Here is a 16,485-nt window from a genome sequence, read left to right as displayed (position 1 = left end):
ATTGCCGCCAGTCGGGTCAACGCAGCGCTGGCGAGCCCACTGCGCGCCTGCATTCGTTGATCAGCCAGGCACGGAACGCCGCAACGACGTCGCGCCTCGCGCTCCGCTCCGGGATCGTCAGGCAATAAGGCTGGCGCAGCTCCAGCGCGCGGGCGAGGGGCCGGACCAGCCTGCCGTCCTCCACCGCTTCGGCACAATAGACGCCTTGCGCCAATGCTACGCCCAACCCCGAAATGGCAAGGTCGAGTGCTGCCCGCGATGAGTTGGCCGAGAGGCCACGCTGCGCTGCCCGGCCCGGCTCGATGCCGGCCGCCTCGAACCAGTTGCGCCAGGACGGAAAGGATGCACCGGTCGGTCCCCAATCGGTATGGATGAGCGGCAGGCCGCCGAGGCTGTCGGGTTCGGTAGCGTGGGTGAGCCTGGGCGCGCAGACGGGATAGACGGCGTCACGAACAATGTCCTCGGTCGGGTGTTCGCGATAATGTGGACCGTAGGAGAGCCTGATGTCGATCAGCTCACGGTCGAACGATACCGGATCGTGATCACCTCTGAGCGATATGTCGACGGCGCCGTGGCTCGTGACAAAGCCGGTGAGACGCCGGGAAAGCCAGCCCATGGCCATCGATGGCGGTACCGAGACCACCAGGCGCGGGCGGAATGCGTCGCCGCCCAGTTCGCGTGAGACGCCGCCAATCTCCTGGAAGGCCATGGTCAGCCTGGGCAGCATCTCGACGCCGGCCTCGGTGAGGACGACACGGCGGTTGACGCGGTGGAACAGCTTGCGGCCGATCTGCTCCTCCACCGTGCGGATGAGTTGGCTGACGGCCGCGGCCGAGACCGAAAGCTCTTCCGCCGCCGCGGCAAAACTGCCCGTGCGTGCCGCGGCCTCGAAGGCCTGAAGTCCTTTCAGGGATGGAAGTGCGACCATGATTGCCAGATAGATAAGCTCAGCTTATCCAAATCGCAGAAATCGTCGTTTTTGGAAAGTTTTTTCATCGGCTACGGTGGGCTTCGTCAAATCCAAGCCGGGATCGAGGCCGATGGACCATCGCGACATTATTGCATCCATGACGCCCGAAGAGCGCAATCGCCTGACCGCCAAGTCCGACGTTGCGGGTCTCGTCCAACTCGGCGCTCATTGGGGGGCGATCGTGATCATTGGATCGCTGATTGCCGCGAAGGTGCCGTTCTGGCCGTTGCTGATGCTGCCGCAAGGCATCCTGATCGTGTTCCTGTTCACGCCGCTGCACGAGACGGTTCATCGCACAGCTTTTGAGACGCAGTGGCTGAATGATGCCGTGGCGCGGGTGTGTAGCCTGGCGATCGCGCTGCCAGCGGACTGGTTCCGCTACTTCCATTTCGCTCACCATCGATACACGCAGGACCCACGGAACGACCCGGAACTGGCCTTCCCCAAACCGGAAACCCTGCGGCAATATCTGATCCACATATCAGGCATCCCGTTATGGTGGGGGCACCTAAAGACGCTTTATGCCAATGCGATAGATCGAGCCCGGCAAAGCTACGTTCCGCCAAAAGGCCACGCCAAGGTGCGGGTCGAGGCACGCGCCATGATTGCCTTCTATGCGGTCGTCATTTTCCTCGCGGTGTATTTCCGGCTCACCGTGCTTCTCTATGTCTGGATCGTGCCGGCCTTGCTCGGGCAGCCGTTTCTGCGGCTCTATCTGCTCGCCGAGCACGGCCGTTGTCCGTTCGTCGCCAACATGCTGGAGAACACACGGACCACGCTGACGAACTGGTTTGTGCGCAAGCTGGCGTGGAACATGCCTTTCCATGCCGAGCACCATGCCTATCCCGGCGTGCCGTTTCATCAACTGCCGGCGTTTCATGCGCTGATAGAACGGCATCTGAAGGTCGTCGAACCGGGCTATGTGAGCTTCCACGGCAAGTATATCGAGACACTGCGCTGACGAGGTCGGTCTCAGCCGATCTGGCTGTGCAAGACGCGCGATTTCAGCAGGCGCTGAATGTCCGCCGCCTTTGACGGTACGCCGATCAGATAGCCCTGCGCCTCGACACAGCCATTGGCGCGCAGGAAGTCGAGCTGCGCCTCGGTCTCCACACCCTCGGCGGTGACGGTGATGCCGAGTTCGGCACCCAGCCCGATGATGGTGCGAACGATCGCCGCGGTATCGCGATTGCCCAGGTCGTGGATGAAAGAACGATCGATCTTGATCTTGTCGACGGGAAAACGCCTGAGATAACCAAGCGAGGAATAGCCGGTGCCGAAATCGTCCAGCGCGATGCGGATGCCGAGCTCGCGCAATTGACGCAGCGTCTTCAGCACGGTTTCGCTCTCGTCCATCAGCACGGTTTCGGTGATCTCCAGTTCCAGCTGATTGGCCGGCACGCCGGAAAAGGCCAGCGCCGAGATGACGCTGCGGGCGAAACCGCCGCTTTTGAGCTGCACGGCGGAAACATTGACTGCGATGCGCACGCCAGCAGGCCAGCTTGCCGCCGCCGCGCAGGCCTTCCTCAGTGCCCACTCGCCAAGTGGCACGATCAGTCCGGTTTCCTCGGCGACCGGAATGAACTCGTCCGGCGCCACCGTGCCGCGCGCTGGGGAATGCCAGCGCATCAGGGCCTCCGCGCCGATGATCTCGCCGGATTCTATGTTCATGAGGGGCTGGAAATCGAGATCGAATTCCTGGCGTGGCAGCGCTGTCTCGAGATCGACCTCAAGCGCCCGGCGGGCCTGCACCATGGCGTCCATTCCGGGCTCGAAGAAGCGATACAGGTTGCGCCCTTCACTCTTCGCCCGATAGAGCGCCGTATCGGCGTTTTTCAGCAGAGTATCGGCGTCGCTGCCGTCGTCGGGGAAAACGGAGATGCCCAGGCTGATGCCGACATGCATGTCCCGGTTCTTGTCGCGAAACGGTTTTGCGATTGCCTCGACGATGCGTTTCGCCAGTTTTTCAGCATGGGCGATGCCCTTGAAATTGAACTGGATGATGACGAATTCGTCGCCGCCGAACCGAGCCACGATGTCTGTTTCATTGTGTAGGCAACGCTGCAGCCTCTCGGCCACGCTTTTCAACAGCCAGTCGCCGGCAGGATGTCCCCAGGTGTCGTTGACGGCCTTGAAGCGGTCGAGATCGAGCGAGAAGACCGCCAGTGGCGTGGCCGCTGCGTCCTCCAGCGCAAGGTAGAGCCGTTCGCGAAACATCGAGCGGTTGGGCAGCCCGGTCAGCGTATCGTGATGCGCAAGATGGGTCATGCGCTCTTCGGTGCGGCGGCGCTCGGTGACGTCGTCGAAGGTCGCCACCCAACCGCCACCGCTCATCGGCTGACGCGTGACCAGAACCGTCCTGCCGTCGGTAAGATGCCGATATGTCGAATGCATTTTTCCCGCCACCAGGCAGGCCTCGGTTTTGGCGACTTCGCTGTCTACGTCGATCTTCGTATAGATGCCGAGTTCCAGCAATCGTTCGAGCGCGTCGCGGTGCGTTGTTCCGAGCGGGAAGTCCGCTGCGGTGACGTTGTAGAGTTCCAGAAAACGCCCGTTGCACACGATCAGCCTGCCGTCGGCGTCGTACATCAGCAGCCCTTGCGACATGTTGGCGAGCGCCGCGTCGAAGCGGCGGTGCTGTTCCTTGAGATCCTGTTGGGCGCGCCGCTGCTCGGTGATGTCCTCGTAGATCGAGACCCAGCCGCCCGAAGCCAGCGGGCGATGCGAGATGTTGATGATGCGACCATCGGACAGCGTCTCCTCGTAGGTCGAGGGTCTGGCCTGGTCGATATAGGGCTTGCGGATGGCGTAGAGCTCATCAGCGCTTTGCGAAGCAATCCCGATGTCTACGCTGTGCCGCAGGATGTCGAGGAACCGGGTGCCGGTTCGGATCACGCTGGCGTCGAGACAGAAGATGTCGAGGTAGTTGCGGTTGCAGATGATCATCCGCTCGTCGGCGTCGAACATGCACAGCCCGTGCGACATGTTCTCGACCGCGGCCGAAAAACGTTCGTTCTGTTCGCGCAGTTCGTCTTCCATATGGCGCGAACGATCCACGCCTTCGGCGCCCCGTTTCGGGACGGCCGAACCATCCTTGACATCAACGGGCATGAAGCGCGCCTGCGGTTCGTGATTGAACGGGATACTGTGGCCGCAGCCGGTTAATTTAGCGTTTTCAGCTGACCGCGGGTGCAGGAACCTGACCGCGTGACTTCTCGATGGCGGAAAAGCGCTTCAGGAACGCATTCTGTGCCCAGGTCACGGAGCGTGGCGTGAAATCGAAGCGGTCGGCGTTGAAACCGCGCGGGCGGCCAAAGAACTCGGTCGCCTCGGCGGTCGAAAAGCCAGCAAGCAGCGTTGCCTCGAAATAGGCGGCGATCTGGTCGGCGCGCTTGATTTCCTTGCGCAACGCCGCGGTTGGTTCTGGCGGCAGCGAGAAGCGCAAATGAATGGCGCGCTGCAATCTTAACTCGCAGTCCTTGTAGCTGCCGCCCATCACCGATTTGAACGGTGAGATCATGTCGCCGATGACATATTCGGGTGCGTCGTGCAGCAGTGCCGCCAGCCGGGCGTCAGCCGAAGCCGCAGGCACCAGGTCGCAGAACAGCGCTTCGACCAGCAGTGAGTGCTGGGCAACCGAAAACGCATGCTCACCACTGGTCTGGCCGTTCCAGCGGGCGACGCGGGCGAGCCCATGCGCAATGTCGGAGATTTCGATGTCGAGCGGCGAGGGGTCGAGCAGGTCGAGCCGGCGGCCGGACAGCATGCGCTGCCAGGCACGCGGCGGCGCGCCGACGCGATCGGCCACCATCAGGCCTCCTCCGCGCCGACGGCTTCCTGTGGGAAGGTGAACTTCGCCCAGCCGGGAATGGCCACCGTAACCGGGACGTCTCCCGCCATGATCGGCAGGCCGGCGTCGAGCGCCGTCTTGACCCTGTCGATGCGGGCAATGGCAAGCCCGGTCGTGCCGACATTCGAGCCGAGCGAGCCGACCGTCCGTCCGTCGACGGTGAGTTCGGTGCCCGCGGCGGCCAGGGCAAGCCCGGCCTGGACGATCAGCACGCGCCGCCTGGCCGTGCCGCGATGCTGCATGCGCGAAACGACCTCCTGGCCGATGTAGCAGCCCTTCTTGAAGCCGACACCGCCCGTTTCGTCGAGCAGCACGTCATGCGGGAATGCTTCGCCGAGCGCGTAGTCGGCCCCACTTTCGGCAATGCCGTGGGCGATACGAAAGGCCTGCCACGCGGTGGGGTCGCCGCTCGCCGCGGCATTGCCATAGGAGCGGGTAACGACATCACCGGAAAAGCGTCGGTCGACCACCGCCGTTGAATCGGCCCCCATCGTGGAATCTAAGTGCGAGGTCGTTGACTCCTTTCCCCACGCAACGGTGACAAGTGCTTGATCGACCTTGGTTATCTCGGCCTTGGCGCGTAGTTTGTAGAGTGTCAGCCGGCGCACGAAATCGCCTGCAGTGTCGGCGCGGCATTCGAGCCGAAAGGTATTCTCGCCGGCGCGCGAGATCAGGAAATCGAACAGGATCTTGCCTTGCGGTGAAAGCAGGGCACCCGGCTTTGCTTCGCTGGCGCCGAGTGCATCGAGATCGGTGGTTACTATGTTCTGCAGAAAATGCTCGGCATCCGGGCCGGACACGGAAATGAGGGCGCGGTCTTTCAGCAGGGCAAAGGGCATTGGCGGGAATTGAACCTGATCTTGCAAAACGGTCGGCCTTTACGTAAGCCGCTGGCACTCCCCCTGCAAGAGACTGGACCCATATGGCCACGACCTACGACCTCATCCTGACAGGCGGCATCGTGGTCAACCATGATGGCGAAGGTTTTCGCGACATCGGTGTTCGGGGCGGGCGCATCGCCACCATCGGCGATCTCTCACATGCGTCGGCCGGCGAGACGATCGACTGCCGCGGCCTGCATATCCTGCCAGGTGTCATCGACAGCCAGGTGCACTTTCGCGAACCGGGACTGGAGCACAAGGAAGACCTGGAAACGGGCTCGCGCGCGGCGGTGCTTGGCGGCGTCACCGCCGTGTTCGAGATGCCCAACACCAATCCGCTTACCACCAGCGAGGCAGCGCTTGCCAACAAGGTCCGACGTGGCAATGGTCGCATGCATTGCGATTTCGCCTTCTGGGTCGGCGGCACCCGTGAGAACGCCAGGGATGTCGGCGAGCTTGAGCGGCTGCCGGGCGCTGCCGGGATCAAGGTTTTCATGGGCTCGTCGACCGGCGACCTGCTGGTCGAGGACGACGAGGGCGTCGCTTCGATCCTGAGGAACACGCGCCGCCGCGCCGCCTTTCATTCGGAGGACGAGTTCCGGCTGCGCGAGCGTCTTGGCGAACGCATCGAGGGGGATCCTTCATCGCACCCGGTCTGGCGCGACGAGATCGCCGCCTTGCGCTGCACCGAGCGGCTGGTCCGCATCGCACGAAGCGTTCGCGCCCGCATCCACGTGCTGCACATCTCGACGGCCGAGGAAATTGTGTTCCTCGAACAGCACAAGGATGTCGCGACCTGCGAGGCGACGCCGCATCATCTGACGCTGTCGGCGGACGATTACGCGCGGCTGGGCACGCTCATTCAAATGAATCCGCCGGTGCGTGCCGCGCGCCATCGCGACGGCGTCTGGCATGGCATTGTGCAAGGCATTGTCGACGTGCTCGGCTCCGACCACGCGCCGCACACGCTGGCCGAGAAGGCAAAGCCGTACCCGGCGTCGCCGTCGGGGATGACCGGCGTGCAGACGCTGGTGCCGATCATGCTCGACCACGTCAATGCCGGCCGGTTGACCCTGCAGCGCTTCGTCGACCTGTCCAGCCACGGCCCGCAGCGTATCTTCGGCATGGCAAGAAAAGGCCGCATCGCCGCCGGTTACGATGCCGACTTCACCATTGTCGACATGAAGCGGCGCGAGACCATCACCAATGCGCAGGCAGGGTCGAAAGCCGGTTGGACACCCTATGATGGCAAGCAAGTCACCGGTTGGCCGGTCGGCGCCGTCATTCGCGGCCGCCGCGTCATGTGGGAGGGCGAAATCGTCACGCCAAGCCAGGGCAGGGCGGTGGAGTTCTCCGAGGCACTGGCGGGTTAGCTGTTTCGACGGCGCTGGAAAGGCGATCCGCAAGATCGCCGGCGATCAACGGGCATTCGGCTCAGACACGAGCGGGTTGTTTGACCACGCCGCTTGGCGGAAGAATCAGTCCCCGGCGACGAAGAAGGTCCATTGCCCGGCGGGCGTGATGCCGACGCGGTAGAAGATGTAGGCGCCGAACTGCTTCATGTCATCGAAGTCGCCCGCGGTGACGATCTTGAACAGCTCAACCCGCTGCTTGGCGTCGAGCTTGTCCAACGGTAGCGCGAAGAAATACGGCCACACATAGAGCTCTTCCGGCGTGCCGGCATCGAGGTGGACGTAGCCGGCATCGAGCACTTCCTCCAGGATGGCCAGGATTTCCTGCCCCTCCGGGTCGCCGGAGAGGCCCTTGAGGAAGGCAATGGCGTCGCCGTCTATGTCGGTCAGCGACAATTGCGTCGTGCTGTCGCCCTTACCGATCAAAGGCCGCAGTTTTTCGATGTCGCCGCTCTTGCAGGCTTCGACGATCAGATTGTGCATGCGCCGCACCGGCTCGGGCAGTTTGTCGAGATCGTAGACGACCTCGGGTATCGGCGTGTCCGGATCGACGCGCGGTCTGGTCACGCCCCCGTCGGGTGGGCTGTCGGGCTCGGCCTCGTTCGGCGCAGCCGGTTGGCTGGTCGAAGGCGGCGTTCCGACCGGGTCGGGCATCGGCACGGCGCTTCCGGGCGGCAACATGTCGTCGTCGGCCGAAGGCTGGACCGGGGAGGGGAGCTCGTCGCGCTTGATCTCGCTCAGCGCATAGGCTGGGCTGCTCACGAGGCATGCAACCAAGGGAATCGCGGCACTGCAAGCGGCGAAGCAGATGTAAAGGACCAAGCCACGCGGCTTGCCTGACATCGAAAAATTCACTGCCCGCTTCTCCTTGATTCCGGGCATCATGCCCGAGCGGCATATCGTCAAAGAACCGGACGTCGGTTCAGTGCCGCAGCCGTTCAGGTTCGAAGGCGCCAGCAATCACCTTTTCACGCATACGGTCGAGCAGGGCAAGGGCCGAGGTCTCGCCATTGGCACGCAGCATCTCGCCGAACGCCGTCTCAAGCGCTGCTTCGGCAATGATTTCGGGCTCTATGCCGGCGGAGAGACCTTCCGCCCAGGCTTCGCTGTGGCTTTCCACGGCGGTCAGGCGTTTTTCTTCCCTGACCAGCGCGTCGATGTCGTTGACACCATGTTCCATATGCGATGTCCACCCTTTCAAGCAGCAATCCGTCGATGTGGATCGGGCCTGATCTGTTCATTTCACACGCAGGGTCAAGTAAGTATCTGTAAATACGACATTTTTTTGATCGTCTTTCACAGAGCCCGATTGCCTTGTGCGAAGCTGCGTTCAGCTCGGGTCAAACTTAGCCGATTAGGGAGGGCTGCGGGGCGAAAACCTTCAGTTTGAGTTAATTTCGCATTCGCGCGGTAACGTTTCGTTAATACTGTTGCACAAGAGCAACATCAGGATTGCACCAACATATCGTCTGGCACAAGCCGTATATGTCCGCTGGCGCCGGCGGTGGCTCGGATACTTGTTGATGAGCAGTCCGGAATGCCTAGTTTCCGTAACGCGAAGCGATGTCGCGCGACAGCGTCTCGCCTTCCTTCATGTAGCGGCTGATGGCTTCGGTTGCCGAGGCCGTGCACTGCGTATAGGTGCCGCCGAAGGAGCGGTAGCCGCGATTGAAGCTGGCGATGAAGCGGGCGCGTCGCTCGGCATCCGGATTTTCCGAATCGAGCAGCTTCTGCATTTCGACGCGCCACTGATCGCCTTTCTCTCCGCACAAATTGCGCAGGAAATGCAGCGATCCCAGAACCTCCGCCAGCCGCATCAGGCCCGGCTCGAACGGCGACTCGGCGCTCAGCGCCGGCCGCGTCGAGACAGCCGCACTGACGGCAAGATATATGGCGAGGTACCTGGATGGACGGTTCATGAGCCTTCCCTGCCGAACGGCGTAAGCCGTTGTGGCCGCCAAACAGCATAAGCCTTTGTGACGAAACAATTTGTCGCCCGCAAGGCGATTTTCACCGCTGCAGCAGCCCAGCGTTTCCACCAGGATCCAGCAAGTCTTCGGCGACCGCGAACACCGAGCCGGCGAGCGGCAGCGCCGTCATCTCGTCGAGCGTATAGAAGGCCGCTGTCTCGGCGTCGTCGCTGGCCACCGCCTCGCCGCCGGCATAGGCGGCACCGAACACCGTCAGGAGATAGTCGACCGGGTGGCTGTCGTCCCTGCCATCGATATGGAGTTCCCGGAGCGGGCGGTAATTGGTGGCCCGCAAGCCCGTCTCCTCCAGCAGCTCGCGCTTTGCCGCATCCTCCAGCGTTTCGCCGGCCTCGACCTTGCCGCCCGGAAAGGCATAGAGCCCTTGTGACGGTTGCCGCGCTCGCTTGACCAGGAGCACGCTTTGGCCACGCACGACGGCCACCGAGACTGCCGGAAGTGTCCTGCGCGCTTCGTTCATGGATTTCCGATCGGGCTCATTGAAGGCAGGACTGTTGTGGACCGCCCAGCATGGGGAAGCTTTAGCGGTTGCGCAACGCCGGTTCCATCGCCACTTTCAAACCGAACCGTTTTAAGGGCACCAACCGACCATGTGCGGACGCTTTGCCTTGACCGCGACGCCGGACCAGACCGCCGCCTTTCTAGGCTTGGCGGAACTGGAGGATTTCCCGGCGCGCTACAACATTGCCCCGACGCAGCCGATCCTGATGGCGACCGCCGGCGCCCAGCGGGCACCGGGCTCGAATCTGCCGGACCGGCAGTCGGTGCTGGTGCGCTGGGGGCTCATCCCAACCTGGGTCAAGGACACCAGGGAGTTTCCGCTGCTGTTCAACGCGCGCTCCGAAGGGGCAGCCGAAAAGGCCTCGTTCAAGGCCGCCATGCGTCATCGCCGCGCGCTGGTGCCGGCGTCAGGTTTCTACGAGTGGCGGCAGACCGGCGGCAAGAAGGGGCAGCCCTATTGGATCCGGCCCAGGCAAGGCGGATTGGTCGCCTTTGCCGGCCTTGTCGAGACCTATGCCGAGCCTGGTGGTTCGGAAATGGATACCGGCGCCATCCTGACCGCCAACGCCAATGCCGACATCGCCCACATCCATGATCGCATGCCGGTGGTGATCGATCCCAGGGATTTCGTCCGCTGGCTGGATTGCCGTACGCTCGAGCCCCGCGATGTCGCCGACCTGTTGCGGCCGGCGCCAACAGGTTTCTTCGAGGCAATTCCGGTCTCCGACCTTGTCAACAAGGTCGCCAACACCGGACCGGAGATACAGGAGAGGGGCGAGATCGGGCCGGAGCCCGAGAAGGTCAAGCGCCAGAAGCCCGGCGCGGACGACAGTCAGATGACGCTGTTTTAGCAGAGGCTGCTATTTTGAGGCGCATTCAGCGCCATCATGCCCGGCGCCTTTGGCGCCGGCCGAATACTGCTTCAGGCAGCGCGGGGGGATACGATCTTCTGCGCCGGCTTTTTCTTCTTCGCGGTGTGGAGAAGGGCGGCGACGATCGCCGCCGGGCCAATTGCGCGATAGTGGTTGGCCAGCGCCGGTTGCTTGGCGCGGTTGGATTCCTGCTTGCTGCGAGCCATGTCTCTCTTCCCAGGTAACATTTCAGTGTCTGCGTTTGCTGGCCGAATCCGACCAAATCGTGACGTGTGGTGATCTAGCCGGCGAATGTTTCATGACTGTGCCGACATGTTTAATAAAATGTTTCACTGCCTGATTCCGCGTGATCGAACCACGCGTTTGCCAGTCTTCGTGACGTTTTTCTCAGAACCAGCGACTTGACGGCAACACCGGCCAAGGCGATAAAGCCGCCCATGAAAACGTCTTTCGCCATTTGTGGCATTTGCATTATTGGCTAGCCTCGCGCTGGTCCGGACGTTTTCGCCTCATCTTCCCCTAGATTGGACAAACGCCCCGGCCAGCAGGCTGGAGCCCGATTTGCGCCTTCGGCGCAGGCAGGGCTTCACTATCAACGGACCGGGAAGGCACGAATGTCTGACGCATCGAAGGGCCTGCGCCTCTACAACACGCTAACGCGGAGCAAGGAGGATTTCGTCCCGATCGATCCGCGCAATGTGCGCATGTATGTCTGCGGCCCGACGGTCTACGATTTTGCCCATATCGGCAATGCGCGGCCGGTGATCGTCTTCGATGTGCTGTTCCGTTTGCTGCGCCATGTCTACGGCGAAGCGCACGTCACGTATGTGCGCAACATCACAGATGTCGACGACAAGATTAACGCGCGCGCCCTGCGTGATTTCGGCGGCGAGATCGCTTCCGGGGCACTTTCGCTCAACGAGGCAATCCGGCGGGTCACCGAAAAGACCGCCGACCAGTTCCACAGGGATGTGGCGACGCTCGGCTGCCTGGAGCCAACATTCGAGCCGCGCGCCACCGAATTCGTCGAACCCCGCGCTGACGGCAAGGCCGACATGATCACCTTGATTCAAAGCCTGGTCGAACGCGGCCATGCCTATGTCGCGGCAGGCGAAGTGCTGTTCGACACCGCGTCGATGCCGGACTATGGACAATTGTCGAAGCGCAATCTCGACGAGCAGCAGGCCGGCGCTCGCATCGCCGTCGACGCGCACAAGAAGAACCCCGGCGATTTCGTGCTGTGGAAGCTCTCGTCGCCGGAGGAGCCGGGCTGGAATTCGCCCTGGGGCAGGGGCCGGCCGGGCTGGCACATCGAGTGCTCGGCGATGTCGGCCGCCTATCTCGGCGAGGTGTTCGACATCCATGGCGGCGGGCTCGACCTGATCTTCCCTCACCATGAGAACGAGATCGCCCAGTCGCGCTGCGCGCACGGTACCGATGTCATGGCCAACATCTGGATGCACAACGGCTTTCTGCAGGTCGAGGGGCAGAAGATGTCGAAGAGCCTCGGCAATTTCTATTCGATCAACGAACTGCTGGAGACGGAGACTTTTGGTGGCCGCAAATGGCCGGGCGAGGTGCTGCGGCTGGCAATGCTGATGACGCATTATCGCGAGCCGATCGATTTTTCCGTGCGCAAGCTGGAAGAGGCGGAGAACACGCTACGCAAATGGAAAAGGGCGGCGGACCTGGCGCCGGCGGCGGCAAGGCAGTTGCCCGTGGAGGTCATCGATGCCTTGTCGGACGATCTCGCCACCTATGCCGCTTTCCAGGTCCTGACGCAGTTGGCCGGCGAAGCCGCCGACAGCAACGAAGCCGCTGCTGCGCTAAAGGCGTCGCTGCTGTTCCTTGGCTTCGATGTCGCCTCGGCGGAGGTGGATGAGGACAAGGTCGCCAGAACGATCGCCAATCGCCTCGCGCTCATCGCGGCGAAGAACTGGGCCGAGGCCGACCGCATCCGCGACGAACTGTTGGCACAAGGTGTACAGTTGAAGGACGGCAAGGACCCCGCCACCGGCGAACGCATCACCACCTGGGAGGTAAAAAGATGATCGACCATCTCGGCATCACCGTGGCCGATTTCGACGCTTCGAAGGCTTTCTACGACAAGGCGATGGCGCCGCTGGGGGCAGCACTCCTCTACATGGTGCCGCAGGAATACACCGGCGGCGCGGAGGTTGGCGGCTATGGCCGCGACCGGCCGGTGTTCTGGCTGCACGCCGGCAAGGACAAACCCAGGGATCACCAGCACGTCGCTTTCACGGCGCGCAGCCGCGCCGAGGTCGATGCCTTCCACGCAGCCGCACTCGCCGCCGGCGGCAAGGACAATGGCGGGCCGGGCCTGCGCCCGCACTATCACCCGAACTACTACGGCGCCTTCGTCTTCGATCCCGACGGCAACAATGTCGAGGCGGTCTGCCATGTGCCGGAGTAAGCAGTCATGAGCCTCGACAACCGGCCGGTCTACACCGGTGGCTGCCAGTGCGGTGCGGTGCGCTTCCGCGTCGAGGGCGCGCTTGGCGACGCTTCGATCTGCCATTGCCGCATGTGCCAGAAGGCGAGCGGCAATTTCTATCTGCCGCTGGTTTCGGTGCGCGGCGCCACGCTCGACTGGACGCGTGGCGAACTAAAACGCTTCCGCTCGTCCAATGTCGCCTGGCGCGGCTTCTGCGCCGAATGCGGCACGCCGCTGACCTTCGAGGCGCCGGACGGCATGGCGCTTGCGATCGCAGCCTTTGACGATCCGTCAGGCATCGCGCCGACGATCCAGTGGGGCGTCGAGGCCAAGCTTCCTTACGTCGACGGCATTCCCAAACTGCCGTCCGAGGACACGATGGCCGATATCGGATCGGCGCCGTACCTCGCCGAACTCGTCTCCTACCAGCATCCCGACCACGACACCGAACAATGGCCGCCAAAGGAAAAGTCATGACCGAGACAATACGAACCGGCGGCTGCCAGTGCGGCGCCGTGCGTTTCCGCATTCGCGGGGCGCTAGGCCGTCCCTCGATCTGCCATTGCCGCATGTGCCAGAAGCAGTTCGGCTCGTTCTTCGGTGCGCTGGTGACGGTGCCCAAGGATGGCGTCGAATGGACCCATGAAGAGCCGAGCTATTTCCAGTCGTCGGTCAACATCGATCGTGGCTTCTGCGCCCGCTGCGGTACGCCGCTGACCTACCGGCAGCCCGGCGGGCTCGAGATCGCCATCGGCGCCTTCGATGACCGCTCCGATCTCGCCCCACGGATCCAGGTCAACTACGCCGCGCGGCTGCCTTGGGTGGAGACGATCTTCGATCAGCCCGTCCACCAGGATCCTGATTATTACGCCCGGCAGGAGCAGATCATCTCCTTCCAGCACCCCGACCATGAAACAGCGGACTGGCCGACCAAGGGTTTGCAACTATGAGCAGTCGATTGCGTACCCTCTATCCCGAGATCGAGGCCTTCGATTCCGGCATGCTCGATGTCGGCGACGGCCATCAGGTCTACTGGGAGCGTTCCGGCACCAAGGGCGCCAAGCCGGCGGTGTTCCTGCATGGCGGGCCAGGCGGCACCATTTCGCCAAAACACCGGCGGCTGTTCGACCCGAAGCTCTACGATGTCATCCTGTTCGACCAGCGCGGCTGCGGGAAATCGACGCCCAATGCATCGCTCGAGGCCAATACGACCTGGCATCTCGTTGCCGACATCGAGCGCTTGCGCGAGATGGCGGGCTTCGACAAATGGCTGGTGTTCGGCGGCTCCTGGGGTTCGACGCTGGCGCTGGCCTATGCCGAAACCCACCCAGATCGCGTCAGCGAACTGGTGGTGCGCGGCATCTACACGCTGACGCGTGCCGAACTCGAATGGTATTATCAGTTCGGCGTCTCGGAAATGTTCCCGGACAAATGGGAACGGTTCCTCGCGCCGATCCCGCAAGCTGAGCGCGGTGACATGATGGCCGCCTATCGCAAGCGGCTGGTCGGCAGCGACCGCAAGGCGCAGATCGAGGCTGCTCGCGCCTGGAGCTTGTGGGAAGGCGAGACGATCACGCTGTTGCCGGAGCCTGAAACCAGCGGTCCATTCGGTGAGGACGACTACGCCGTCGCCTTTGCCCGCATCGAGAACCACTATTTCGTCCATGCCGGCTGGCTGGAAGAGGGGCAGCTGCTGCGCGATGCCTTCAAGCTTGGGGATATTCCCGGCACCATCGTCCATGGCCGCTACGACATGCCGTGTCCGGCGCGCTATGCCTGGGCACTGCACAAGGCTTGGCCGAAGGCGGACTTCCACCTGATCGAAGGTGCCGGCCACGCTTATTCGGAGCCGGGCATCCTTGACCGGCTGATCCGGGCGACGGACAAGTTTGCGGGCAAATGACCATGACCCGCGAGCGTCTCTATCTCTTCGACACCACACTGCGCGATGGCCAGCAGACGCCGGGCATCGATTTTTCGGTTGAGGACAAGATCGCCATCGCCAGGCTGCTCGACGAATTCGGCATCGACTATGTCGAGGGCGGTTATCCCGGCGCCAACCCGACCGATACCGCCTTCTTCCAGAAGAAGCGCACGGCGCGCGCCAAGTTCGTTGCCTTCGGCATGACCAAGCGGGCAGGGGTGTCGGCGTCCAACGACCCCGGCTTGGTAGCGCTCGTGCAATCGAAGTCGGATGCCATCTGTTTCGTCGCCAAGAGCTGGGATTACCATGTCCGCGTCGCGCTCGGCTGCAGCAATGAGGAAAACCTCGACGCCATCAAGGCCTCCGTCGAAGCAGCGATTGCTTCCGGCAAGGAGGCATTGGTCGACTGCGAGCATTTTTTCGACGGCTTCAAGGCCAATCCAGACTATGCACTGGCCTGCGCCAAGACCGCCTACGACGCCGGCGCGCGCTGGGTGGTGCTGTGTGACACCAATGGCGGCACGCAGCCTTCGGAAGTCCGCGCCATCGTCGAGAAGGTGATCGCCTCCGGGATACCAGGCCACAATCTCGGCATTCATGCCCATGACGATACCGGCCAGGCAGTCGCCAATTCGCTGGCCGCGGTCGAGGCCGGCGTGCGCCAGATCCAGGGCACGCTGAACGGCATTGGCGAGCGCTGCGGCAATGCCAATTTGATCTCGATCGTGCCGACGCTGGCGCTGAAGCCGGCTTTTGCGGATCGTTTCGAGACGGGCATTTCGGTCGACGCGCTGACCGGCATTTCGCGCCTGTCGCGCGCCTTCGATGAACTGCTGAACCGCGCCCCGGAAGCGCAGGCACCCTATGTCGGCGCCTCGGCCTTCGCCACCAAGGCAGGCATCCATGCCTCGGCGTTGGCCAAGGAGCCCGCGACCTATGAGCATGTACCCCCGGAAACGGTCGGCAACCGCCGCCGCGTCATGGTTTCCGACCAGGGCGGCAGGGCCAATTTTCTCGCCGAACTGAAGCGGCGCGGCATCGACGTGCCGAAGGACGACCACAGGCTCGATGCACTGATTGCCGTGGTCAAGGAACGCGAGGCCGAGGGTTATGCCTATGAAGGTGCGGATGCTTCCTTCGAACTCTTGGCACGCAAGATGCTGCACGGCCTGCCGGAATTCTTCCATGTCACCTCATTCCGCTGCATGGTCGAGCGCCGCTTTGACGCCAACGGCCAGTTGAAGACAGTGTCCGAAGCGATCGTGAAAGTGCTGGTCGAGGGCGAGGAGAAGATGTCGGTGGCCGAGGGGCATGGCCCGGTCAACGCACTCGACATCGCGCTGCGCAAGGACCTTGGCAAGTACCAGAGCGAGATCGCCGATCTCGAACTCGCCGACTTCAAGGTGCGTATCCTCAATGGCGGCACCGAGGCGATCACCCGCGTGCTGATCGAATCGCATGACGGCACCGGCGCACGCTGGTGGACGGTCGGCGTTTCCGAGAACATCATCGACGCCTCGTTCCAGGCGCTGATGGATTCGATCGTCTACAAGCTGATGAAGAACCGGGACATGGCGGGACTTGTCGCCGCCGAGTAGGGTTGAACCATCAGCGAAAGTCCATTGATCCATC

18 protein-coding genes are annotated in these 16,485 nt (G+C 62.8%); 9 read left to right on the top strand and 9 right to left on the bottom strand.

Annotated features, from left to right (window positions below):
* Positions 1 to 16: 16 nt before the first annotated feature.
* The gene (locus AC56QQ_RS23335; RefSeq protein ID WP_497123536.1) at positions 17 to 928 is read right to left on the bottom strand and encodes a LysR substrate-binding domain-containing protein; all 912 of its coding nucleotides are present in this window, start codon (positions 926 to 928) and stop codon (positions 17 to 19) included.
* A 112-nt stretch (positions 929 to 1,040) separates the two neighbouring features.
* Here AC56QQ_RS23335 and AC56QQ_RS23330 point away from each other — a divergent pair, with 112 nt between their 5' ends.
* Entirely contained in the window at positions 1,041 to 1,931 is an 891-nt protein-coding gene (locus AC56QQ_RS23330) for a fatty acid desaturase family protein (RefSeq protein WP_497100639.1), read from the top strand.
* A gap of 11 nt (positions 1,932 to 1,942) precedes the next feature.
* On the opposite strand, the gene AC56QQ_RS23325 is transcribed toward AC56QQ_RS23330, so the two are convergent.
* The 3 genes from AC56QQ_RS23325 to ygfZ form a co-directional block, all read right to left on the bottom strand.
* A complete protein-coding gene (locus AC56QQ_RS23325) occupies positions 1,943 to 4,081 on the bottom strand; it encodes a putative bifunctional diguanylate cyclase/phosphodiesterase (RefSeq protein WP_489860582.1) in 2,139 nt (712 codons plus the stop codon).
* Positions 4,082 to 4,145: 64 nt separating this feature from the next.
* Entirely contained in the window at positions 4,146 to 4,781 is a 636-nt protein-coding gene (locus AC56QQ_RS23320) for an HD domain-containing protein (RefSeq protein WP_497123535.1), read from the bottom strand.
* Positions 4,781 to 5,659, bottom strand: coding sequence for a CAF17-like 4Fe-4S cluster assembly/insertion protein YgfZ (gene ygfZ, locus AC56QQ_RS23315; protein WP_497123534.1), 879 nt, complete (start codon positions 5,657 to 5,659; stop codon positions 4,781 to 4,783). The genes AC56QQ_RS23320 and ygfZ overlap by 1 nt, the downstream gene beginning before the upstream one ends.
* An 83-nt stretch (positions 5,660 to 5,742) precedes the next feature.
* On the opposite strand from ygfZ, the gene AC56QQ_RS23310 reads away from it, so the two are divergent.
* Positions 5,743 to 7,074, top strand: coding sequence for a dihydroorotase (locus AC56QQ_RS23310; RefSeq protein ID WP_497123533.1), 1,332 nt, complete (start codon positions 5,743 to 5,745; stop codon positions 7,072 to 7,074).
* A 105-nt stretch (positions 7,075 to 7,179) separates the two neighbouring features.
* Here AC56QQ_RS23310 and AC56QQ_RS23305 read toward each other — a convergent pair whose 3' ends face one another.
* From AC56QQ_RS23305 to AC56QQ_RS23290, 4 genes are all read right to left on the bottom strand, one after another.
* Positions 7,180 to 7,968, bottom strand: a complete 789-nt coding sequence (locus AC56QQ_RS23305) for a hypothetical protein (RefSeq protein ID WP_497123532.1) — start codon at positions 7,966 to 7,968, stop codon at positions 7,180 to 7,182.
* 67 nt (positions 7,969 to 8,035) lie between these two features.
* Positions 8,036 to 8,293, bottom strand: coding sequence for a hypothetical protein (locus AC56QQ_RS23300; RefSeq protein WP_008874920.1), 258 nt, complete (start codon positions 8,291 to 8,293; stop codon positions 8,036 to 8,038).
* 361 nt (positions 8,294 to 8,654) lie between these two features.
* The gene (locus AC56QQ_RS23295; protein ID WP_497123531.1) at positions 8,655 to 9,032 is read right to left on the bottom strand and encodes a TIGR02301 family protein; all 378 of its coding nucleotides are present in this window, start codon (positions 9,030 to 9,032) and stop codon (positions 8,655 to 8,657) included.
* Positions 9,033 to 9,123: 91 nt separating this feature from the next.
* On the bottom strand, positions 9,124 to 9,561 hold the full coding sequence (locus AC56QQ_RS23290) for an NUDIX hydrolase (protein WP_497123530.1): 438 nt from the start codon (positions 9,559 to 9,561) through the stop codon (positions 9,124 to 9,126).
* Positions 9,562 to 9,691: 130 nt separating this feature from the next.
* Here AC56QQ_RS23290 and AC56QQ_RS23285 point away from each other — a divergent pair, with 130 nt between their 5' ends.
* On the top strand, positions 9,692 to 10,453 hold the full coding sequence (locus AC56QQ_RS23285; protein WP_497123529.1) for an SOS response-associated peptidase: 762 nt from the start codon (positions 9,692 to 9,694) through the stop codon (positions 10,451 to 10,453).
* A gap of 71 nt (positions 10,454 to 10,524) precedes the next feature.
* Here the strand turns inward: AC56QQ_RS23285 and AC56QQ_RS23280 are convergent, their stop codons facing one another.
* Positions 10,525 to 10,680: a hypothetical protein gene (locus AC56QQ_RS23280; protein ID WP_091577141.1), complete on the bottom strand. Its 156-nt coding sequence runs from the start codon at positions 10,678 to 10,680 to the stop codon at positions 10,525 to 10,527.
* A gap of 408 nt (positions 10,681 to 11,088) precedes the next feature.
* Between AC56QQ_RS23280 and cysS the strand changes: the two genes are divergently transcribed.
* The 6 genes from cysS to cimA are packed head-to-tail and all read left to right on the top strand — an operon-like array spanning position 11,089 to position 16,451.
* Positions 11,089 to 12,525 carry a cysteine--tRNA ligase gene (gene cysS / locus AC56QQ_RS23275; RefSeq protein WP_497123528.1) on the top strand — a complete coding sequence of 479 codons (1,437 nt, stop codon included), beginning with the start codon at positions 11,089 to 11,091 and terminating at the stop codon, positions 12,523 to 12,525.
* Positions 12,522 to 12,908, top strand: coding sequence for a VOC family protein (locus AC56QQ_RS23270; RefSeq protein ID WP_497123527.1), 387 nt, complete (start codon positions 12,522 to 12,524; stop codon positions 12,906 to 12,908). Before cysS ends, AC56QQ_RS23270 begins: the two co-directional genes overlap by 4 nt.
* A gap of 6 nt (positions 12,909 to 12,914) precedes the next feature.
* Positions 12,915 to 13,406 (top strand): GFA family protein, encoded by a 492-nt coding sequence (locus AC56QQ_RS23265; protein WP_497123526.1) that lies wholly within the window; start codon positions 12,915 to 12,917, stop codon positions 13,404 to 13,406.
* A complete protein-coding gene (locus AC56QQ_RS23260) occupies positions 13,403 to 13,879 on the top strand; it encodes a GFA family protein (RefSeq protein ID WP_489860593.1) in 477 nt (158 codons plus the stop codon). Before AC56QQ_RS23265 ends, AC56QQ_RS23260 begins: the two co-directional genes overlap by 4 nt.
* Positions 13,876 to 14,832: a prolyl aminopeptidase gene (gene pip / locus AC56QQ_RS23255; RefSeq protein WP_497123525.1), complete on the top strand. Its 957-nt coding sequence runs from the start codon at positions 13,876 to 13,878 to the stop codon at positions 14,830 to 14,832. The genes AC56QQ_RS23260 and pip overlap by 4 nt, the downstream gene beginning before the upstream one ends.
* Entirely contained in the window at positions 14,829 to 16,451 is a 1,623-nt protein-coding gene (gene cimA, locus AC56QQ_RS23250; RefSeq protein WP_497123524.1) for a citramalate synthase, read from the top strand. The genes pip and cimA overlap by 4 nt, the downstream gene beginning before the upstream one ends.
* Positions 16,452 to 16,485 lie beyond the last annotated feature (34 nt).

The organism is Mesorhizobium sp. RCAM 05099 (genome assembly GCF_059683685.1).
This window is presented reverse-complemented; position numbering and strand designations above follow the sequence as displayed.